Source organism: Halomonas sp. ANAO-440 (assembly GCF_019915905.1).
Taxonomy (GTDB): Bacteria; Pseudomonadota; Gammaproteobacteria; order Pseudomonadales; family Halomonadaceae; genus Halomonas; species Halomonas chromatireducens.
On sequence record NZ_JAHXBV010000046.1, the window covers coordinates 64,657 to 86,245 of the forward strand.

A 21,589-nucleotide genomic window follows, 5' to 3' on the forward strand; every position below is an offset into this window, starting at 1 on the left:
GCCGTTGACAGGTTTTACAGGCTCTTGATTTCGATAAGGTGACCGATAATGGGGTAGCCGGCTTTCTTGGCGGCCTTTTCGGCTTCGAGCTGTGCCTCGAGCTTGGAAATGCTGGTGGAGTGGTGTTCGAAGACGCTGTCCTGCTCGAGAGACCGCGTGCGTACCGCTAGCCTGACAAGATGTCCCGTCTTGTAGGAGCTGGCCGATTGCCCTGGTGACCTGGCTTCCTTGTCGGGCGCTGGGCGGGGCTGTCGCTTGCTCTCCTGCTTGGGATTTTGAAAGGCGTTGATTTCACGCCGCATTGACTCTTCAAATTCCTGTAGCTCTGTCTTCATTGGCTCTCTTTAACGTCGGTAAGGTAATCAAGCTCAAGGTGGCGTTAGTGAGTATCAGTTTCACTAATCGAAGTTGGTAATCGTGTTGCATCACATATAGCGGTTGGGCCGCAGCGTCATCCAGTAATGTCCCGGCCAGACCAGGGCAAAGTGGCGAGGTAAGTCTCGAAGTGGCAGGGATCTGGCGAACCAAGGTCGACGTTGCGCTGCTATCTCTCGTCGCCCTTAGTGTGAGCCCTCTGTTGCCTGCTTGGGTGCTGCTGCAGTGAATCTTGCTTGATAGTCTGGCCTGTTCAATAACCCAGGTTATGAGTCGTTCGCCTGGACTCGAATAAACAGCGGCAGGGCACCACGCATTCGCAGTTGGAATCGCCGCAGTTCTGAAGAATATCCAAACCTCAGTTGCCGAACAACCTGAAAAAATAGCCCTCCTTATCGACACGTGACGAACGACAAGGTCTGGCTCGGTCGACCAGAGGGCGCCTGACTTCAACGGCGATGGCCTGCGGTCGATATGTGATGGCTGCCAAGACGCACTGAATGCGCCATGATGGTGTGAGTGTAACCGTGCAGGAGCCACCGATGCCATTTTCACCTGTCTTACTCAAGGGGCGCCTGACGCTTGTGTGTCTGGTTTGCGCACTCCTGTCGAACCCCATTGCCGTTCAGGCCGGCTCCTGTCCCGCGCCCGGGCAGTGGTTGCAACCCGAGGGGGCGGGCCTGGCAGCGAATGACCTCTTTGCCGAGCTGGCCGAGCGCGATGTGGTGCTGCTGGGTGAGCAGCACGACAACATGGATCATCATCGCTGGCAGCTGCATACCCTGGCGGGCTTGCATGGGCGTCGGCCCAATATGGTCATCGCCCTGGAGATGCTGCCGCGAGAGGCGCAGCCGGCGCTCGATGCCTGGGTAGCGGGCGAACTCAGTGAACAGGCGTTTATTGATGAGAGTCGCTGGAACACCGCCTGGGGCTTTGATCCGGCCCTCTACCTGCCCATCCTGCATTTTGCCCGTCTGCATCGGGTGCCACTCAAGGCGGTCAATGTGACCCCGGAGCTGCGTGGACGGCTGGTCGAGGAGGGCTGGGAGGCGGTGCCGGAAGCCGAGCGCTTCGGTATCACCGCACCGGCCGAGCCGCCGGCTGCCTATCGCGAGCGCCTGGCGGAGGTATATGCGCAGCATCCGTCTCGTGGCGACGAGGCGGGGCTCGAGCGCTTCATCAATGCACAGCTGGTTTGGGATCGGGCCATGGCTTACGGCCTGGCAGAAGCCGTAGAGGGTGCGGAGATGGTCGTCGGTCTGATTGGCCAGGGCCATCTGCAGTTCGAACATGGTGTGCCCCATCAGTTGACGGCCCTTGGCATTGAAAACCAAGCGACGCTATTGCCCTGGGCCGTGGGCGGGGAGGCGTGTGGACCACCGCCGGACGGCCTGGCCCGGGCTGTCTTCACTCTCGACGAGAGCCGCCATGAGGCAAGCCCTCCTATGCAGCTGGGCGTCTACACCACGCCCCATGAATCCGGTGTCGAAATTCATGCCATTCTCGAGGGCTCGGTTGCCGAACAGGCGGGCCTCGAGGCAGGTGACATCATTCTCCAGGCCGCCGGGGAGTCCCTGGCACGTCCCTCCGACCTGACCGGCCTGATACGCCAGCAGCGTCCGGGCACCCTGCTGCCGCTGTTCATACGTCGAGACGGCGATGAGCGGGAGGTGCTGGCTCGCTTTCCGCCGCGGTCAACGTGAGAGATCGAGGAATGTTGGGTTGTGCCTGGCGAGTGGTAACGGCGCTGCTGCTGGTCTTGTCGCTGGCGCTGCCGGCCCATGGCAGTGAGTCTGCCCAGAGTGAGGGCGCGAGTGAGAGTGAACGCGAGGTGCTGCTGAGCGTGTTGCTGGAACCCTCCTCGCAGCGGATCCAGGGTGAAATGATCGTGCGACCGCCCCCTCTCACGGGCACGTTCCGGCTCGATCCGGGGCTCGAAATCAGCGAGGCGCTGGTCGATGACAGGGCATTGTTCCTGCAGGAGAGTGCGGCAGGGCGCTATCGCCTGGCGATGCCACCGAAGGCCGAGTCCTTGACGCTGCGCTGGAGCGGCAGGCTCGAAGCCGAGGATGGCCGGATGGTGTCACCGGAAGGCAGCCTGTTGGCGGGTGACGGCGGCTGGTATCCACAGTTTGCCGAACTGGGGCCCTTTGCGCTGCACATCGAGGTTCAGGTGCCGGATGGCCAGCGGGCGGTTGCCACGGGATCGTTGGTGGAAGAGCCACTTGTTGATGACATGGGCTATCGGGTACGGCATTTCCACCCGCGGACCGAGTGGGCCGAGCTGGCCACGGGGCCGTGGCGGGAGCGCCAGCAGACGGTGGATGGCGTGCGCGTGCGCACCCTGTTCCCCGCCGAGCTGGATGACGCTCAAGCCGAGACCTATCTCGCTCACTCCGGCCGCTACCTCGCCCAGTTCAGTGAGCGTGTCGGGGGCTACCCTTACGACAGCTTCACTATCGCTGCGTCACCGGCGCCGCTGGGGCTGGCCTTTCCCGGCTTCACCCTGCTCGGTGAGCGGGTGATTCCGCTGCCGTTCATACCGCACACCTCGCTGGCGCATGAGCTGATGCATGCCTGGTGGGGTGCCGGTGTCCGGGTGGACTACCCCAGCGGCAACTGGTCGGAGGCCCTGACCACCTACCTGGCAGACTATCATCTGGATGAGTTGCGTGGTGAAGCCAGCGACACTCGTCGCCGCTGGCTCGTCGACCTGGCAGCGTTGCCCGACACCTTCGACCGGTCGCTGGTGGACTTCCGCGGTAGTCGCGACCCCGCCATGCGGCTGCTGGGCTATCAACACGGTGCGATGCTGTTTCACATGCTGCGACAACGCATCGGTGACGAGGCGTTCGATGTCGGCCTCAAGCGCTTCGCCGCACGGCATATGCATCAGACCGCAAGCTGGGATGACCTGGCGGTGGCGTTTTCCGAGGCGGCCGACGAGGAGCTGAGAGACTTCCTCGGCGCCTGGCGATACAAGCCGGGGCGACCGGCATTGAGCATGACGGCGGTTGAGCGCCGTGAAACCGAGACGGGCTGGCAGGTAGAGGGCGTGCTCGACCAGGCGGGTGACCACGCACCCTGGCCGCTTCTGGTGCCGGTGGTGGCTGAGACCCGCAGCGGCCCCGTGCGCCATGATGTCGCGCTCGCGACCCGGCAGGCCAAGTTTTCGCTATCGTACGACGCAGAGCCCCTTTCCCTTACCGTAGACCCTGACCATGACCTGCTGCGCCAGCTTGACCCGGCGCCGTTCATCCTGAGACACGTCGCCCTGCATCCCGAAAGCCGCCTGCTGGTGCTGCCGAAGGCGCTGGAGGCCCAGGGTAAGGAGTGGGTACAGCAGGCCCTGGGCCGGCCCCTGGCCCCGGTTGGTGAACCGGCTCTCGATGGCGAGGCGCCGCTACTGGTGCTCGGCAACGACGACGAGGTTGCCAACTGGCTGGCCGGGCAGGCGTTGCCCGAGCCGTCGGCGCTCCTGCCTGCCTTGGGTGAGGCGAGGATGTGGACGCTGCCGGAAAGCCGGGTAGCGGTCGTGAGTGCCGCTGAACCTGATCATCTGCGTCGGCTGGTGGCGTCACTGAGGCACCACCAGCATCGCAGCTATCTGGTCCAGGACGCTGAGGGGGCGACCCTCGAGGCCGGTGTATGGCCGCTGGACGAGGCGGGGCTGCGCGTCGAGTTCTCGTCCTCGCGCTGATGCGGAGCGGGGCGCAGGGGCGTATCGAATGCGTTATCGTACCGGGTGCGCCTTGCCCCTGGCTGGCGTCTGTTTCATTATCGGCATCGCCAACACGATGTCGCGAACCAGTTCTGGAGGAGTATCTTGGCCATTTCCCGTTTTGCCGATCTGCTGGAGGAGGCGAAGCAGCAGCCGGAGCCGCAGCGGCTGCTGTTCGTCTTCACCCGTGCCGAGCTGCCGGACAACCCCACCGTCGAGCAGCGCCAGCGCTTCGAGCAGGGCGAGGGTGGGGTGCTGACCCCGGCGCTATGCGTCGACAAGTCGCCCGAGGAGCTCAGTGACATGGAGGCGCTGGTGGCGGAGTCGCGCAACACCGGCATCGAGTGGGATATCGTGTTCGTGGCAGCCCTGTCCGGCAGCGGCCAGCAGCCACCCTCCGGCGAGGAAGCCGAACGTCATCTTCAGCGTATGGTCGAATCGCTCAAGATGGGGAACATAGGGAGCTTCCTGGCGCTGGATCGCCAGGGAGAGGTGGTGTCGTTTCAATAATTGTTTCAATAAGTTAAGCGCTCGTCATAGGCGTTGCTTATCACCACCATGTTATCATTCAATTTAGTCTATCGGGGCCCGGCGGTTATGATGGGCCTCGTATTCGGATCATCAACCACCGACAAGGAGCACTACTGAATGTCCCTGATCAACACCGAAGTCAAGCCGTTCAAAGCCACCGCTTTCCACAATGGCGAGTTCATCGACGTCACCGAGGAGAGCCTGAAGGGCAAGTGGAACATCTTCTTTTTCTATCCGGCCGACTTCACTTTCGTCTGCCCCACCGAGCTGGGTGACCTGGCGGACAACTACGAAGAGTTCAAGAAGCTGGGTGTCGAGGTCTACGGTGTTTCCACCGATACCCACTTCACCCACAAGGCGTGGCACGACAGCTCCGAGACGATCAACAAGATCCAGTACCCGATGCTGGCCGATCCGACACTGACCATCTCGCGCAACTTCGAGGTGCTGATCGAGGAAGCCGGTCTGGCCGAGCGTGGCACCTTCGTGATCGACCCGGAAGGCAAGATCCAGATCGTCGAGATCAATGCCGGCAACATCGGCCGTAACGCCGAAGAGCTGCTGCGCAAGGTGAAGGCTGCCCAGTACGTGGCCGCCAATCCGAACGAAGTCTGCCCCGCCAAGTGGAAGGAAGGCGAAGAGACCCTGTCTCCGTCCCTGGACCTGGTCGGCAAGATCTAAACGACGCTTGCCGAACCCGCGAGGCTATCCCCTGACCTCGTGAGTTCCACGCCCGGGCGTGCCCCGCCCGGGCGATTCAAGACCAAGACCCTGACCCGACGTGCGCTGGCCCCTGGCCTCGCAGGGCGTCGAGTCATGCCTGTTTCATGAGCGAGACATGAGGAAGCCGCTGTCATGTTGGACGACAATCTGAAGAGCCAGCTGCAGACGTATTTGCAAAAGGTCACCCAACCGTTCGAGATCGTCGCGTCCCTCGATGACGGCGACAAGTCTCGGGAAATGTTCAAGCTGCTGGAGCAGATCGCCGGCTTGAGCGACAAGATTACCCTGCGCAGCGATGGTCGCGATGTTCGCACGCCGTCGTTCGCCCTGAACCGCCCCGGGGAAGATACGGGCCTGGTGTTCGCCGGGATACCCATGGGCCACGAGTTCACCTCGCTGGTATTGGCCCTGCTGCAGGTCGGCGGCCACCCGCCCAAGGTCTCCGACGAGGTGATCGAGCAGATCAAGAGCCTGGACGATGAGCTGAGCTTCGAAACCTACTATTCGCTCTCCTGCCAGAACTGCCCCGATGTGGTTCAGGCGCTCAACCTGATGGCGGTGCTCAATCCCAAGGTGCGTCATGTGGCCATCGACGGGGCCCTGTTCCAGGACGAGGTGGAGCAGCGCGAGGTGATGTCGGTACCGAGCATCTACCTCAATGGCGAACCCTTCGACCAGGGCCGCATGAGCCTCGAGCAGATCCTGGCCAAGGTCGATACCGGCGCCGCCAGGCGCGAGGCGGCCAAGCTCAACGAGAAGCCGTCCTACGAGGTGCTGATGGTCGGCGGCGGCCCGGCCGGTGCCGCGGCGGCCATCTATGCCGCGCGCAAGGGCATCCGCACGGGGGTTGCCACCGAGCGCTTTGGCGGCCAGGTCCTCGACACCATGGCCATCGAGAACTTCATCTCTGTCTCGGAGACCAACGGCCCCAAGCTGGCAGCCGCGCTGGAGGAGCACGTCAAGCAGTACGATGTGGATATCATGCCGCTGCAGCGGGCCGTCAAGCTGGTGCCGGCCACACAGCCCGGCGGCGAGCATGAGGTGGTGTTCGAGTCGGGCGCGTCGCTCAAGAGCCGCTCGCTGATCCTCGCGACCGGTGCCCGCTGGCGTGAGATGGGCGTGCCCGGCGAGGACGAGTACCGCAACAAGGGTGTGGCCTACTGCCCTCACTGCGATGGGCCACTGTTCAAGGGCAAGCGCGTGGCGGTGATCGGGGGTGGCAACTCCGGCGTCGAGGCCGCCATCGACCTGGCCGGCCTGGTCGAGCATGTCACCTTGATCGAGTTCATGGACGAGCTGCGTGCCGATGCGGTGCTGCAGAAGAAGCTTGCCAGCCTGGCCAACGTGGAGGTGATCAAGGGAGCCAGGACCACCGAGGTCAACGGTGACGGCAAGCGGGTCAACGGCCTCACCTACGAGGAGCGGTCAAGCGGCGAGCTGCGTCGACTCGACCTGGAGGGCATCTTCGTGCAGATCGGCCTGGTGCCCAACACCGAGTGGCTGACCGATTCGTCGATCGAGCTTTCCCCGCGTGGCGAGATCGTCGTCGACGATCACGGCATGACCTCGGTGCCGGGTATCTTCGCCGCCGGCGACGTCACCACGGTGCCCTACAAGCAGATCGTCATCGCCATGGGCGAAGGTTCCAAGGCGGCACTGGGTGCCTTCGACTACCTGATTCGTCTCTGACGGCGAGCTTGCCGAGCCGTTCGGCGCAAGCTGTTCCGTATCGCCCCGCAGGCCCAGCCTGCGGGGCGATTGCGTTTAGGAGCCTGTCGGACTTAACGCTGATCTACTGCGAGATCCGGACTTTCGGCCAATTTCATTCGATCTGATTCGTTAAATAGCGGGCTATTCGCCTCATCAGATCGATAAACTTGTCTCGAAATCCAAATCTCTCGCGACGATCGGTCAAATCCGACAGGCTCCTTGGGGCAGGGAATTCGCGGGTTCGTCCAAATGAGCGAGTGAAAGTGGTGGGTATATGGGCTAATGGTAATACGGGAGGCATCTCCACCGGCCCCCGCATGACCCACCATGGCAAGGATGAACCGCATGAACGACAACAACACGATGGCTCGGCTGATGCCGATGATACTGGTGACCCTTGGCGCCACTGGATTGGCACAGGCCAGCACTCTGGAAGACGTGCGCGACCAGGGCCATGTGCGCTGTGGCGTCAACGCCGCCCAGCCGGGCTTCTCGGCGCTGGATGACGAGGATACCTATCGCGGGCTGGATACCGATGTCTGTCGCGCCATTGCCGCCGCGGTGCTGGGCGATGCCGAGAGCGTGCGCTTCGTGCCGCTGGATTCCGTGGAGCGCTTCACGGCAATCCAGTCGGGAGAGGTCGATGTACTGTCGCGCACCACGACCTGGACCTCGAGCCGGGACACCACGATGGGCGTCAACTTCACCGGGGTCAGCTACTACGACGGCCAGGCCTTCATGGTGGCAAGCGACCTGGGTATCAACAGCGCACTGGAGCTGGACGGAGCTGATATCTGCACCCAGAGCGGTACCACCAGCGAGCTCAACCTGGCGGACTTCTTCCGCGTCAATGACATGAGCTACAACCCCATCGTGTTCGACTCACCCGAACAGGCGATTGCCGGTTTCGAAGCGGGGCGCTGCGACGTGCTCAGCTCCGATGCCTCTCAGCTCTACTCCCAGCGCATGCAGTTGCCCGATCCCGACAGCGCCATGGTACTGGCGGACATCATCTCCAAGGAGCCACTGGGCCCGGCGGTCCGTCAGGGCGACGACCAGTGGTTCAATATCGTCAAGTGGTCGCTGTTCGCCATGATCAACGCCGAGGAGATGGGCATTACCCAGGCCAACGTCGAGGAGATGCTCGATTCCGAGGATCCCGATATCGCGCGTCTGCTGGGGCGCGATGGCAACTACGGCGAAGGCATGGGGCTCGAGGCCGACTGGGCTTATCAGATCATTAGCCAGGTGGGTAACTACGGTGAGATGTTCGACCGCACCGTCGGCGCTGGTTCCGAATTCAAGATCGCCCGCGGCCTCAATGCGCTGTGGACGGAAGGCGGTATCCAGTACGCACCGCCGGTGCGTTGAAGGCAACTGCACGATCTTTGTGCACTGGAGGGTGACCGGAGGGCTGGTTGCCCCTTGGTAGGTCAAGGCGTTGGTCGTATTCACTGCCTGGGGAGCGTTGAATAAACGGTATGCCTACAACGGTGCGTTTGTGGAATGATCCTTGCTATGGTCACTCCACATGCCTTGCGCATGGACCTTCTATCCCTAATACGAAGCGAGATATCGACATATGTTGAACAAGAAAAACAAACTGGTTCTGCTGGCCACAGCCGGCGCGATGGTGCTTGGTGCCAATTCCGTGGCACAGGCTTCTACCCTGGATGACACCAAAAACCGCGGTGCCGTTCAGTGCGGCGTGAGTGACGGCCTGCCGGGCTTCTCCGCGCCGGACGACCAGGGCGAGTGGCAGGGGCTCGACGTCGACGTCTGCCGTGCCGTGGCCGCCGCCGTCTTCGGCGACGCCGAGGCGGTGCGCTATATTTCACTGAATGCCGTCGAGCGCTTCACCGCGCTGCAGTCCGGCGAAGTGGATCTGCTCTCGCGCAACACCACCTGGACCACCACCCGCGACACCACTCTGGGCCTGAACTTCGCCGGCGTGAATTTCTACGACGGCATCGGCTTCATGGTCAATACCGACCTGGGCGTCTCCAGCTCCACTGAGCTCGACGGCGCGGCGGTCTGCGTGCAGTCCGGCACCACCACCGAGCTGAACGTAGCCGACTACTTCCGTGCCAACGGCATGACATTCGACCCCATCGTCTTCGATACCTCCGAGCAGACCGTGGGTGGCTACGAGGCCGGTCGTTGCGACGTGCTGACCTCCGATACCTCCCAGCTGGCGGCGCTGCGCATCCAGCTCTCCGACCCCGACGGCTCGGTGATCCTGCCGGAAGTCATTTCCAAGGAGCCGCTGGGCCCGGTCGTTCGCCAGGGTGACGACCAGTGGTTCAACATCGTCAAGTGGTCGCTGTTCGCCATGCTCAACGCCGAGGAAATGGGCATCACCAGCGACAACGTCGACGAAATGCTCGCCTCCGAGGATCCGGACATCGCTCGCCTGCTGGGTGAGGACGGCAACTATGGCCAGGGCATGGGCCTTGAAGCCAACTGGGCCTATAACATCATCAGCCAGGTGGGTAACTACGGCGAAAGCTACGAGCGCAATGTGGGCATGGACTCCCCGCTGCAGATCGAGCGCGGCATCAATGCCCTGTGGACCCAGGGTGGCATTCAGTACGCACCGCCGATCCGCTGATCGAACCGTCCGGGGCGTCGCTTGATGGCGCCTCGAGCCTTGTTATGCCCCGGCCCGGACATTCCGGGCCGGGGCTTGATACCTGCTTGACGGATCCAGGCGGAGAGTCTCTTCATGTCCGTTCGACCACAGGCCCATCCAGTGGGCCCAAAACCGCCTTTCTGGCGTGATCGCGCCAAGCGCGCACTGATCTTCCAGGTATTGCTGATTGCCGCAGTGGCAGCCTTCCTGCTCTATATCATCGGTAATACCCAGGCCAACCTGGCCGCTCGCGGCATCACGACCGGCTTCGGCTTTCTGTCCAATACGGCCGGCTTCGGCATCGTCCAGAGCCTGATCGACTACTCCTCCCAGAGCACCTACGGCCGTACCTTCGTGGTAGGACTGCTCAATACCCTGCTGGTATCGGCGCTGGGGGTAGTGGCGGCCACGATCATCGGCTTCACCGTGGGCATCGCCCGGCTTTCGCCCAACTGGCTGATTGCCCGCCTGGCCAACGCCTACATCGAGATATTCCGCAACATACCGCTGCTGCTGCAAATCTTCTTCTGGTACTTCGCCGTGCTGCGGACCATGCCGAGTGCCCGCGACAGCCTGTCGCTGGGCGAGGTGGTCTTCCTCAACGTGCGTGGTCTCTACCTTCCCGAGCCGCTGTTCGAATCCGGTTTCGGACTGATTCCCCTGACCCTGGGCATTGCCGTGGCGGCGAGCATCGCCCTGGTGGTGTGGAACAAGCGCCGCCACGAGACCACGGGCAAGCGCTTCCCGGCGGGCTGGATCTCGCTGGGGCTGATACTCGGCCTGCCGCTGCTGGTACTGGTCGCCACCGGCGTGCCGGTGACCTGGGATGTGCCGCAATTGACCGGCTTCAATTTCCGCGGTGGCATCACGATCATTCCCGAGTTCCTGGCCCTGTGGCTGGCCCTGTCGATCTATACCGCGTCTTTCATTGCCGAGATCGTGCGCTCGGGCATCCAGGCAATCTCCCATGGCCAGACCGAGGCCGCCCAGGCGCTCAGCCTGCCGCGCAACCTTGTGTTGCGCCTGGTAGTGGTGCCGCAGGCCATGCGGGTCATCATTCCACCGCTGACCAGCCAGTACCTCAACCTGATCAAGAACTCCTCGCTTGCCACTGCCATCGGCTATCCGGACCTGGTCTCGGTATTCGCCGGGACCACGCTCAATCAGACGGGGCAGGCGATCGAGGTCATCGCCATGACCATGGCGGTCTACCTGACCATCAGCCTGCTGGTGTCGATGTTCATGAACTGGTTCAACGCCCGCGTGGCGCTGGTGGAACGCTAGGAGAGCGCCATGACAATTCAAGAAAAGATGATCGAGGCGCGCCCCGCACCCAGGAGCACCGTTGGCCCGGTGGCCTGGCTACGTGCCAACCTCTTCAGCGGGCCGGTGAACACGGTCTTTACCCTGCTGGGGTTTTACCTGCTCTACATCCTGCTGACGCCGACGATCCAGTGGGCCTTCATCAACGCTGACTGGATCGGCACCAGCCGTGACGACTGCTCCCGGGAGGGCGCCTGCTGGGTCTTCGTCAACGCCCGTCTCGGCCAGTTCATCTACGGGCTCTATCCGGGCAGCGAGATCTGGCGGGTCAACCTGACCTTCGCCATCTTCGCCGGGCTGATTGCCTGGCTGGCGATACCGCGGCTGCCTTTCAAGCGCTGGGTGGCGGTGGCGACGCTGGTGGGCTTCCCGCTGCTGGCCTACTTCCTGCTCTACGGCGGCCACTTTGGCCTGCGCGTGGTGGAGACCCACCGCTGGGGTGGGCTGATGCTGACCCTGGTGCTGGCGGTGGTGGGCATGGTGGGCGCCCTGCCCATCGGCATCATGCTGGCACTGGGCAGGCGTTCGCAGATGCCCATCGTCAAGAGCTTCTGCGTGGTGTTCATCGAGTTCTGGCGCGGCGTACCACTGATCACGGTGCTGTTCATGGCCTCGGTGATGCTGCCGCTGTTCATGCCCACCGGGGTCAGTGTCGACCGTCTGATCCGTGCCTTCATCGGTATTACCCTGTTCCAGAGTGCCTACATGGCCGAGGTGATACGGGGTGGCCTGCAGGCGATCCCGCGGGGCCAGGAAGAGGCCGCGGCGGCCCTGGGCATGGGCTACTGGAAGCGCATGGGCCTGATCGTGCTGCCCCAGGCGCTGAAGATGATGATCCCGGGCATCGTCAATACCTTCATCTCGCTGTTCAAGGACACCACCCTGGTCATGATCATCGGGCTCTTCGACCTGCTGGGTATCGTTCAGGCGGCGCTGTCGGATTCCCGCTGGCTGGGCTTTGCCCTGGAAGGCTATGTGTTCGCCGCCTTCATGTTCTGGGTCTTCTGTTTCAGCATGTCGCGCTACAGCCAGTATCTCGAACGGAAGCTGCATACCGGACACCGACGCTGATGAGAGTCCGGTTCCTGCTGTGTAGCGCTTCCCAAGAGCACCTTATTGAGAGACAACAACGATGAGTGAACAGGCGACAACTCCCAAGGCCGGCACCGAGACACCCATGGTCGAGATGCGCGGCGTCAACAAGTGGTACGGCGACTTCCACGTGCTCCGCGATATCGACTTCGAGGTCAAGCGTGGCGAGCGTATCGTCATCTGCGGGCCCTCGGGCTCCGGCAAGTCGACGCTGATCCGCTGCATCAACCACCTGGAAGAGCATCAGCAGGGCGAGATCGTGGTCGGGGGTATCCCGCTGACCCAGGACATCAAGCGCATCGAGCAGATTCGTCGCAGCGTGGGCATGGTGTTCCAGCACTTCAATCTCTTCCCGCACCTGACGGTGCTGGAGAACTGCTGTCTCGCCCCCATGTGGGTGCAGAAGAAGCCGCGCCGCGAGGCCGAGGCGCTGGCCATGAAGTATCTGGAGCGGGTGCAGATCGCAGAGCAGGCGCGCAAGTATCCGGGGCAGCTCTCGGGTGGCCAGCAGCAGCGGGTCGCCATCGCCCGTTCGCTGTGCATGCACCCGGAGGTGATGCTGTTCGACGAGCCGACCTCCGCGCTGGATCCGGAAATGATCAAGGAGGTGCTCGATGTCATGGTCGAGCTGGCCAACGAGGGCATGACCATGCTCTGCGTGACCCACGAGATGGGTTTCGCCAAGACCGTGGCCGACCGGGTGATTTTCATGGATCAGGGACAGATCATCGAGGAAAATGCGCCAGAGCCCTTCTTCAACAACCCCCAGTCCGAACGTACCCAGCTGTTCCTCAGCCAGATACTGGGTCACTGAGGGAACCGGATCTGCCCGAAGCCGTCACGTCACGGGCTGGTGTCATGGGCTGGGCAGAAGGTCAGCCCATGCCCTGGGGGCGGAACGGCTCAGCGGGACGCGTGATCCGGGCGCTTCCCACCACGCTGGCTTCTGTCTCCAGGTGGCGTGCCTCGCTGGTCCAGGCGGCATCCTCGGCATGTACCGCAGGCCTGCGTTCGAAGGAGCGTGTCATCACATCGCCAGGTGCGAAGCCGGGCCGGCCTTTCAGGTGATGGGGCAGCAGGCACAGCTCGGCGAGCAGGCGCAGGGTCATGGCGCCGAGCAGCCAGAGACCGCCACCCAAGGCCAGGGCCGGCCAGGCGGTCGCCCAGTCGGTGGCCATCAGCCATGGCGTGCGCGGCAGCAGCCAGAGTGCGGCTGCGGTCAACAGGCCGAGCTGAAGCAGCAGATGACAGAATACCAGGGTACCGCGAGAGAGCGGATGGCGGGGAAACAGGAACTGTTGCATCGAGGGGTCCTCCCTTAGAGTGCACATCGCGGCACGATGAATCTCACCGGCCTCCATGCCGACAATGCAGAATCCTACCTCAGATGGTCCCCGGGCGCAGCCGTTGATGATGGCTATCGTGCCTGGCGGCTCATGACAGCACAGTCAGGCTGGCGGGAGCCAGTGGTTCCTGGTCACGGTGCTGGCTCAGCGGTCGCCCCTTGAGCGCCGTCAGCAGTATCTGAAGCGGGTCGCCGTGGCTGACCAGGAGCACCGTTTCCCCGGCCGTTGAATGCTCCAGTTCCTCGATTACCGCCTGCATACGTTCAGCCACGCTGACGACGCTCTCGACGCCGTGCTCCACGTGCTCGGCGCTTCGTGTATCCAGCGCCCAGACGCAGGGATACTGGTCGTCCGCCTGGCCCTCGAAATCACCGAAGTTTCGCTCCCGAAGGCGAGGCTCACGTTGCAGCGGGAGCGCGAAATGGGTCGCCACCCTGGCCGCGGTCTCGGTGGTACGCAGGAAGTCCGAATGCAGAATCCGGGTAGGCGTCGGCCAGCGCCAGTCGAGTAGCAGGGCGTCTAGCTGAGCGATACCCTGAGAGGAGAGGCCGAAGGCTTCGAGGCCCCGCTCAGGCGTGCTGATGATCAGTCCCTGGGCATTGGCCTGGCTATGGCCGTGCCGCATCAGAAGGTAGCGGTTGCGGCGCTGAGTCGAGGCGTTGAGGAATCCGTTTGACATAGTATTGTCATACTACCTAGATTGATCTTAGTTTCGATATTGATCATCACGTGCGCTCATATGTTCGATTTCGATCAATCATATGACCGCCCCATTGGCTCGTGCAATGGAAGCACTCTCAAACGCCCAATAACAACGCACGCAAAGTGAGTCACGCCATGAAAGCATACAGCACCACGAACAAGCACCCCCTGGCCACGCTGGCCATCTCTTCCCTGCTGCCCCTGGCCATGCTCATCTCGGCCCAGGCGCACGCCGACTGCCCGCGCGGTGACCTGGACGATCTCTACTGCGATGAAGACGGCAACATGGTGGCCGACCGGCCTGCCGATGAGTCGGAGTGGGTCAACCCCGACACGCTGATCTTCGCCTATACTCCGGTGGAGGACCCGGCGATCTACTCCGACATCTGGCAGCCATTCATCGATCATCTCGAAGAGGTGACCGAACGCAACGTGCGCTTCTTCGCCGTGCAGTCCAATTCGGCCCAGGTCGAGGCCATGCGCAGCGGGCGCTTGCATATTGCCGGTTTCTCCACCGGGCCGACGCCCTTTGCGGTGAACCTGGCCGGCGCGGTACCGTTCGCCCTGATGGGTTCCGACGACGGCCAGTTTGGCTATACCCTGCAGGTCTACACCCACGTCGATTCCGGCATAGACGACCTTGAAGACCTCAAGGGCAAGCGGGTGGCGCACACCTCGCCCACCTCCAACTCGGGCAATCTTGCGCCCCGCGCCCTGTTCCCCGATCTTGGCATCGTTCCCGACGAGGACTACGAGGTGGTCTACTCCGGCAGCCATGACCAGTCGATGCTCGGCGTGGTGGCCCGCGATTACGACGCCGCCCCGGTGGCCTCGGAGGTGGTCGAGCGCATGGCTGCCCGCGGCCTCTATGACGAAGAGGACGTCAAGATCATCTACGAGACCGATGCTTTCCCCACCACCTCCTATAATTATGCCCACAACCTGCATCCCGATCTGGTCGAGAAGATCGAGGAGGCCTTCTTCACCTTCGACTTCGCCGGCACTGCCCTGGGCGATGAGTTCGAAGGCGTCGACAAGTTCGTGCCCATCAACTACCAGGAGCATTGGGAGGTGATCCGTACTATCCAGGCAGCCAATGACGTGCGCTACACCCGCGAAGACCTGGACCAGGAGTAAGCCCTGACAGACCCGCGGGTCTCCTGTCCAAGATGGTGTGAGCCCCCGGCCGCTGGCCGGGGGTCGGTTTTCTGCATAGCGAGGTGGGTGAATGCTGGAGATCTCCAAGCTGGTCAAGCGCTACGGCCATGACAAGCCGGTACTGCAAGAATTGGATCTCGTGGTGGAGGGTAGCAGCGTGGTCTCCATCGTCGGCGCATCGGGGGCGGGCAAGAGCACCATGCTGCGCTGTATCAACCGACTGGTGGAGCCGACCTCGGGCTCGATCCGGCTAAACGGCAATGAGCTGGTCAAGCTGAGAGGGGCTGCTCTCCGTCGGGCCCGGCGTAAGATCGGCATGGTGTTCCAGGGTTTCAACCTGATTGATCGTCTGACCGTGATGGAGAATGTGCTGGCGGGCCGGCTCGGCTACGTCAGCCTCTACCAGGCCATCTCGAGGCGTTATCCCAAGGAGGATATCGAGCGGGCATTTACGCTCATGGAGCGGGTGGGTATCGCTCACTATGCCAACAAGCGTGCCGACGAGCTTTCCGGTGGTGAACGCCAGCGGGTCGGTGTCGTGCGTGCGCTGATGCAGGAGCCCGAGATCCTGCTGGCCGACGAGCCGACAGCATCGCTTGACCCCCGGACCTCTGAACAGATCATGAAGCTGCTGCAGAGCCTGGCAAGCGAATTGTCGCTGCCGGTGCTTATCAACATCCACAATGTTGCCCAGGCGAAGACCTATACCGAACGTATCGTCGGCCTGCGCCATGGCAAGATGATATTTGACGGGGCGCCGAGCGATTTCACCAAGGATGCGCTTGACGCTATCTATGGGGGCATCGAGGCACCGGAAGAGGAGCTCACCGCCGAGCCCGACAAGGCCCAATCGGGAGTGCCTCATGACCAGACCTGACGCCCCCGGCACGACGCCGGGGCCCAGAACCTGGCGCAAGCCTTCCTTCATCGCCAATCCGGTCCTGCGCTATGGCCTGTGGCTAGTGGTGCTGGTCTATCTGATCTGGGCCTTCGGCAGCCTGCCGTTCAACTGGACGCGCATCGCCGAGGGCTTGCCGAGGGCGGCAAGGATCTTCGGCAGCGGCTTCCCGCCCAGCTTCGAGCGTGGGGGCCTGCTGCTCACCGGGTTCAAGGAGAGCTTCCAGATCGCCATCCTGGCAACCCTGCTGGGGGTTGCGCTGTCGATTCCCTTCGCGGTGATGGCAGCACGAAACATTGCGCCGCTGCCGATCTATCTGTTCGGCCGTGCGGTAATCATCATCTCGCGCAGCTTTCATCCAGTGATCGTCGCCATCCTGTTCGTGGCGGCGGTGGGGTTCGGTCCCTTGGCGGGCGTGCTGACCCTGACTCTCTACTCCATCGGTTTCGTCGGCAAGCTGCTGGCGGAAGAGATAGAAGAGATCGACTGGGGGCAGGTCGAGGCGATGAAGGCGACCGGCGCGGGCTATTTCTCGATTCTGGTCTACGCCGTCTTCCCCCAGATCCTGCCGCGCCAGGTGGGGCTTTCCATGTACCAGCTCGACAGTAACCTGCGAGCCTCGGCCGTGGTGGGGATCGTTGGCGCCGGGGGAATCGGTGGCACCTTGATGAACGCCTTCGGACGATACGACTACGACTTCGCCTTCGCTATCCTGTTGATCATTATTGCGGTGATCCTGGTCAGTGAGGGCATCAGCGGCTGGGTGAGGAAAAAGATATGGTAGATCAAACCGACGCCCTCGCCGCTCGTATCTGGCATCGCTATGACCGCAAGGAGCGCCTGATCCGCTATGCCGTGCTGCTGGTGACCGTGATGGTGGTCTACTGGGCGGTTCGCGATATCGACATCTTCTGGCCGTGGGTGTGGGATGCGCCCAACCAGATCTCGAGCCTCGGTGCGCGGATGTGGCCGCCGGACCCGCGGCGGCTGGAGCAGATCATCGGCGCCATGATCGAGACGGTGCATATTGCCACGCTGGCGACGATGCTGACGATCTTCATCGCCCTGCCGGTCTCCTACATCGCCGCCCAGAACACCACGCCGAACCGCGCCTGCCTGTGGCTGGGGCGCTTCATTCTGGTCTCCAGCCGTTCGGTGAACACCATCATCTGGGCGCTGCTCTTCGTGGCGATCTTCGGCCCCGGTGTGCTGGCGGGGATCCTGGCGATCATGTTCCGCTCCATCGGTTTCATCGGCAAGCTGATGGGCGAGGCGATCGAGGAGATCGATCGTCGTCCGGTGGAGGCCATGGAGGCCACTGGTGCCTCCAAGCTCAAGGTGATTGCCTATGCCGTCGTGCCCCAGGTGATGCCCGCCTTCTTCGCCATCGTCATACTGCGCTGGGACATCAACATCCGTGAGTCCACGGTGCTGGGGCTGGTGGGCGCCGGTGGTATCGGGGTACTTCTGCAGGGTTCCATCGACACCTTCGCCTGGCCCACCGTGGCCACCATACTGATCGCCATTGTCATCCTGGTACTGATCGGTGAAGCCATTACCAGCATTCTGCGGCGCAAGGTCATCTAGACGTGGCTGGGTTTGACCCCGGGAAGTCACCTTGCCATGTTGAAGGGGAAGGCGGGGCATCGTCCCATGGCGTGCCCTTCCGTCAATCCGTATCAAGGAGAGGCTATGACAACGTATATCGTGGTGGCCGATGCAGCACGGGCGCGTGTCTTTACACGCGACGCCCTCAAGCTGCAGGAGAAGGAAAGTCTCGTGCATCCGGCAGGGAGGCTGCATGAGGGCGATCTGGTGACCGATGGCGGTGCCGACGTGCAGGAATCCAGAGGACCCGGGTCACGCTCCTCTTATCGGGAGGACATCGCCTCCGAGCACGAAGACCAGCTCTTTGCCAAGCAGGTAGCCGAGCGGATCTATCGCGCTCGTGTCGAGAATCTCATGGACAAGCTGATTCTCGTGGCGCCTCCCAAGTTTCTCGGCCTACTGCGTGAAGAGCTGGATGCCCCCACCCGCAAGCTGGTCATTCATACCCTTGCCAAAGACTTGAGCAAATCCGATTTGGAGAGCATTCAGCAAGCGGTCAGCGACATGCGCTGATCGCATACGCCCGTTACACCTCAAGAGTCGGGCGCTCTTGCCGATATCAAGGAAGGCACAGCCGCGGTTTGATGCCGCCGAGCTTATCCTTACTCAGCGAGAGCGCCCATGCACCTCAAATCGATCCGCCAGTATGTGGTTCTGCTGGCAGGCCCCTGCTTGCTGGCAGTGGTGGCGGCCCTGGTCGTCTATAGCCTGTTCTCCTCCTCCCGCACCCAGGTGATCGTCGAGAACCACACCCGAGGATTGCTCGAGGGGGCCATTGATGAGCGACTGGCGGTGCTGGCGGATGCCGAGGCGGGCCGCATTCAGCGAGAGCTCGAGCATGCCTTGACCCTGGCTACCCAGCTGGCAACTGCCAATGCAATGATGGGACAGCGCGACGATAGCGGACGCCTGGCCCTGTCCATGAGCCGTCGCGAGCTCTCCAACCTGGTGCGCCAGACCGTTGTCGAAAACCCCTCGCTACTGGACGCCTTCATCGGCTGGGAGCCCGACGCCTTCGGTCGAGACGACCTGCATGCCGACCTGGGCGAGGCGGAGGGATACGATGGCTCGGGGCGTTTCATGCCCTGGTGGTACCGCACCGACAGCGGAAGCGTGGAAGTACTCCCACTGGGCGACACCATGGAGAGTGACACTCTGCTGGGCAGCGGTGTTCGCGAAGGCGAGTACTACCTTTGCCCGCGGGAGACCCTGGCACCCTGCATCATCGACCCGGCGCCCTACGACTTCGGCGGTGAGATGCTGATGGTTACTTCCTTCAACGTGCCGATTCTGGTCGACGGTGAGTTTCGCGGCGTTGCCGGGGTCGATCTGGCGCTCGACTTCATCCAGGCGCTGTTGCTTGAGGCCAACCAGTCTCTCTATGACGGTGCCGGCGAGCTGGCGCTGATCGCCGGCCAGGGCGGTCTGGCCGCCTATACCGCCGATGCCGAGCGACTGGGTATGCCGGCCAGCGATGCACTGGGAGCGGACATCCTGGCCTCGGTGAACCAGGCCCGCGATGAGGAAGTCACGGCCAGCGTGTTTCGCAATGGCATGATCGAGCGCTATCAGCCCTTTACCATCGGCGCGAGCGAGACACCCTGGGTGCTGATGGTCCGACTGCCGGAGCAGGCAGTGATGGGTGACCTGACGGCCCTGCAGAATCTGCTCGACGATCAACGGCGTACCGACACCCTGGGCATGAGCCTGGTGGGTCTGTTGCTGGCGGCCCTGGGCATGGCGGCGCTGTGGATAGTCGGCGGTCGGGTCTCGCGGCCGCTGCGCCTGCTCGCCGATCGCATGCGCGGGATCGCCACCGGCAATGGCGACCTCACCCAGCGGCTGCCCGTTAAGGGACGTGACGAAGGTGCCGAGCTGGCAGCGCAGTTCAATGCCTTCGTCGACAAGGTGCATGATGTGCTGATCGATGTGCGTGACAGCAGCGAGTCGGTTCGCCTTGCGGCCAACGAGATCGCCATGGGTGGGGAGGACCTTTCGCGGCGCACCGAGCAGGCGGCCGCCAGCCTCCAGCAGACCTCCGCTTCCATGGAGGAGATCTCGAGTACCGTCGAACATACCTCTGCCTCGTCACGGGAAGCCAACGCCCTGTCGAAGTCGGCCGCTCAGGTAGCGCAGCAGTCGGGCGAGGCGGTGAGCCAGGTGGTCAGCACCATGGATGAGATCAGCGACGCGTCGCGGCAGATCGGCGATATCGTCAAGGTCATCGATGGCATCGCCTTCCAGACCAACCTGCTGGCGCTCAACGCTTCCGTCGAGGCGGCACGAGCCGGTGAGCATGGCCGCGGCTTTGCCGTGGTGGCCGGCGAGGTACGCCAGCTGGCGACCCGCAGCGCCGAGGCGTCGCGGGACATCAGGGGGCTGATCCAGGCCTCCGGCCAGCGGGTGGCCGCCGGTACGGAGCTGGTCGGACAGGCGGGGGCCACCATGGGCGAACTGGTCGCCAGCGTAAACCGTGTGGCCAGCATGCTGGGCGAGATCAGCGTGGCGGCCAGTGAGCAGAGCGACGGCATCAGCCAGGTCAGCGTGGCCGTGGCGGACCTGGACCGCATGACCCAGCAGAATGCCGCCATGGTCGAGGAGTCGACCACCGCCGCCGAGCGGCTGAGCGACGAGGCGGACCGGCTTGCCGGCGTGATCGGAGGCTTCAAGCTGCGCCAGTGACGGCGTGCCTGGCGGGAGGGGTCAGGGCACCGGCGGCAGGTCAATTTCGTCGCTGCGCTGAATCCCTTCGGTCATCTGTCGGCACAGCCGCAGGAATTCGCGCATGCCGGTGGCGAGGTACTTGTGGCGGTGCCAGATGAAGGCGAACTGGCGGCTCAGGTCCAGCTCCGGCGTGGGGATCGGCACCAGGCTGCCGCGGCGAAAGGCATCGCGCAGGGCCAGCTTCGATACACAGCCGATACCCAGACCCGACTCCACCGCTCGCTTGATCCCCTCGGTATGCTCCAGCTCCAGCAGGATGTTGAAGCGGCCGCGCCGATGGCGGGTGGCATGTTCCAGCGTCAGCCGCGTGCCGGAGCCCTGCTCGCGCATGATCCAGTCGGCGCGCAGCAGCTTTTCCATGTCCACCTCGCCGACATTGGCCAGCGGATGACGCGGTGAGCAGAAGACGGCCAGCTCGTCCTCCACCCAGGGCTGCATTACCACGTCCTCATGCTGGCAATCGCCCTCGATCAGACCCAGATCAAGTTCGTGATGCACGATCCGCTCGATAATGGCACTGGTATTGCGCACCTGCAGCCGTACCCGGCTGTCGGGATGGCGCTGCATGAAATCGCTGATCAGCAGCGTGGCCAGGTAGTTGCCGATCGTCAGCGTTGCCCCCACGTCCAGCGAGCCGACGCCGCGCTGGCCGCGCAGCAGTTCCTCGATTTCCTCGGCCCGGTCGAGCAAGGCCACGGCCTTGGGCAGCAGCTGGAAGCCCAGGGCATTGAGCTTCAGGCGCTTGCCGATACGGTCGAGCAGCTGGCAATCGAACTGCCGCTCCAGCTCCGAGAGCGCCGTGCTGGCCGCCGACTGAGATAGCGACAGTACCCTGGCTGCGTGGGAGACGCTCTCGTGCTGGGCGACGGCGACGAACACTTCCAGTTGGCGCAGGGTGTAGCGCATGGCATCTCTCCGGGCAGTGGTATATTCACATTATAGATATGCTTTATCCAAACTACCCATTTAACAGATATGCTGCCAGCGCTTAGAATTAGTATCAAAGTTGAAGTGGCGCTGTTATGCGTCAATGGAATATCAAGGAG

The 21,589-nt window shown here is 62.9% G+C and carries 20 protein-coding genes; 16 read left to right on the top strand and 4 right to left on the bottom strand.

The window, feature by feature from the left end:
• Nucleotides 1-14: 14 nt before the first annotated feature.
• Nucleotides 15-335 carry a hypothetical protein gene (locus KZO25_RS19335; RefSeq protein ID WP_066444718.1) on the bottom strand — a complete coding sequence of 107 codons (321 nt, stop codon included), beginning with the start codon at nt 333-335 and terminating at the stop codon, nt 15-17.
• 582 nt (nt 336-917) lie between these two features.
• Between KZO25_RS19335 and KZO25_RS19340 the strand changes: the two genes are divergently transcribed.
• The 10 genes from KZO25_RS19340 (at nt 918) to KZO25_RS19385 (ending at nt 12,921) form a co-directional block, all read left to right on the top strand.
• Nucleotides 918-2,078 (top strand): ChaN family lipoprotein, encoded by a 1,161-nt coding sequence (locus KZO25_RS19340; RefSeq protein WP_223138167.1) that lies wholly within the window; start codon nt 918-920, stop codon nt 2,076-2,078.
• Nucleotides 2,079-2,089: 11 nt separating this feature from the next.
• The gene (locus KZO25_RS19345) at nt 2,090-4,075 is read left to right on the top strand and encodes a M1 family metallopeptidase (protein WP_223138168.1); all 1,986 of its coding nucleotides are present in this window, start codon (nt 2,090-2,092) and stop codon (nt 4,073-4,075) included.
• Between the two features lie 126 nt (nt 4,076-4,201).
• Nucleotides 4,202-4,606 (top strand): ribonucleotide reductase subunit alpha, encoded by a 405-nt coding sequence (locus KZO25_RS19350; RefSeq protein ID WP_066451973.1) that lies wholly within the window; start codon nt 4,202-4,204, stop codon nt 4,604-4,606.
• Nucleotides 4,607-4,744: 138 nt separating this feature from the next.
• Entirely contained in the window at nt 4,745-5,308 is a 564-nt protein-coding gene (gene ahpC / locus KZO25_RS19355) for an alkyl hydroperoxide reductase subunit C (RefSeq protein WP_043515649.1), read from the top strand.
• A gap of 174 nt (nt 5,309-5,482) precedes the next feature.
• Nucleotides 5,483-7,039: an alkyl hydroperoxide reductase subunit F gene (gene ahpF / locus KZO25_RS19360; RefSeq protein WP_223138169.1), complete on the top strand. Its 1,557-nt coding sequence runs from the start codon at nt 5,483-5,485 to the stop codon at nt 7,037-7,039.
• Between the two features lie 384 nt (nt 7,040-7,423).
• Nucleotides 7,424-8,431, top strand: coding sequence for an amino acid ABC transporter substrate-binding protein (locus KZO25_RS19365; RefSeq protein WP_144439743.1), 1,008 nt, complete (start codon nt 7,424-7,426; stop codon nt 8,429-8,431).
• A gap of 211 nt (nt 8,432-8,642) precedes the next feature.
• Nucleotides 8,643-9,671: an amino acid ABC transporter substrate-binding protein gene (locus KZO25_RS19370; protein ID WP_066451970.1), complete on the top strand. Its 1,029-nt coding sequence runs from the start codon at nt 8,643-8,645 to the stop codon at nt 9,669-9,671.
• Nucleotides 9,672-9,785: 114 nt separating this feature from the next.
• Complete coding sequence (locus KZO25_RS19375) at nt 9,786-10,976, top strand: amino acid ABC transporter permease (protein WP_223138170.1); 1,191 nt, start codon at nt 9,786-9,788, stop codon at nt 10,974-10,976.
• 9 nt (nt 10,977-10,985) lie between these two features.
• Nucleotides 10,986-12,086, top strand: a complete 1,101-nt coding sequence (locus tag KZO25_RS19380) for an amino acid ABC transporter permease (protein WP_066451968.1) — start codon at nt 10,986-10,988, stop codon at nt 12,084-12,086.
• Nucleotides 12,087-12,192: 106 nt separating this feature from the next.
• Nucleotides 12,193-12,921, top strand: a complete 729-nt coding sequence (locus KZO25_RS19385) for an amino acid ABC transporter ATP-binding protein (protein WP_066452426.1) — start codon at nt 12,193-12,195, stop codon at nt 12,919-12,921.
• Nucleotides 12,922-12,982: 61 nt separating this feature from the next.
• On the opposite strand, the gene KZO25_RS19390 is transcribed toward KZO25_RS19385, so the two are convergent.
• Complete coding sequence (locus tag KZO25_RS19390) at nt 12,983-13,411, bottom strand: hypothetical protein (RefSeq protein WP_223138171.1); 429 nt, start codon at nt 13,409-13,411, stop codon at nt 12,983-12,985.
• Nucleotides 13,412-13,541: 130 nt separating this feature from the next.
• On the bottom strand, nt 13,542-14,132 hold the full coding sequence (locus KZO25_RS19395) for a histidine phosphatase family protein (protein ID WP_066451966.1): 591 nt from the start codon (nt 14,130-14,132) through the stop codon (nt 13,542-13,544).
• A 158-nt stretch (nt 14,133-14,290) separates the two neighbouring features.
• On the opposite strand from KZO25_RS19395, the gene phnD reads away from it, so the two are divergent.
• From phnD to KZO25_RS19425, 6 genes are all read left to right on the top strand, one after another.
• On the top strand, nt 14,291-15,292 hold the full coding sequence (gene phnD / locus KZO25_RS19400) for a phosphate/phosphite/phosphonate ABC transporter substrate-binding protein (protein WP_083517653.1): 1,002 nt from the start codon (nt 14,291-14,293) through the stop codon (nt 15,290-15,292).
• A 91-nt stretch (nt 15,293-15,383) separates the two neighbouring features.
• The gene (gene phnC, locus KZO25_RS19405) at nt 15,384-16,190 is read left to right on the top strand and encodes a phosphonate ABC transporter ATP-binding protein (RefSeq protein WP_066451964.1); all 807 of its coding nucleotides are present in this window, start codon (nt 15,384-15,386) and stop codon (nt 16,188-16,190) included.
• Nucleotides 16,177-16,995: a phosphonate ABC transporter, permease protein PhnE gene (gene phnE / locus KZO25_RS19410; protein WP_066451963.1), complete on the top strand. Its 819-nt coding sequence runs from the start codon at nt 16,177-16,179 to the stop codon at nt 16,993-16,995. Before phnC ends, phnE (KZO25_RS19410) begins: the two co-directional genes overlap by 14 nt.
• Nucleotides 16,989-17,798, top strand: a complete 810-nt coding sequence (phnE, locus tag KZO25_RS19415; protein ID WP_066451962.1) for a phosphonate ABC transporter, permease protein PhnE — start codon at nt 16,989-16,991, stop codon at nt 17,796-17,798. The genes phnE (KZO25_RS19410) and phnE (KZO25_RS19415) overlap by 7 nt, the downstream gene beginning before the upstream one ends.
• A gap of 105 nt (nt 17,799-17,903) precedes the next feature.
• Nucleotides 17,904-18,332 (top strand): host attachment protein, encoded by a 429-nt coding sequence (locus KZO25_RS19420; protein ID WP_066451961.1) that lies wholly within the window; start codon nt 17,904-17,906, stop codon nt 18,330-18,332.
• A gap of 108 nt (nt 18,333-18,440) precedes the next feature.
• Nucleotides 18,441-20,501 carry a methyl-accepting chemotaxis protein gene (locus tag KZO25_RS19425; protein ID WP_223138172.1) on the top strand — a complete coding sequence of 687 codons (2,061 nt, stop codon included), beginning with the start codon at nt 18,441-18,443 and terminating at the stop codon, nt 20,499-20,501.
• Between the two features lie 21 nt (nt 20,502-20,522).
• Here KZO25_RS19425 and KZO25_RS19430 read toward each other — a convergent pair whose 3' ends face one another.
• Nucleotides 20,523-21,449, bottom strand: a complete 927-nt coding sequence (locus KZO25_RS19430; RefSeq protein ID WP_223138173.1) for a LysR family transcriptional regulator — start codon at nt 21,447-21,449, stop codon at nt 20,523-20,525.
• Nucleotides 21,450-21,589 lie beyond the last annotated feature (140 nt).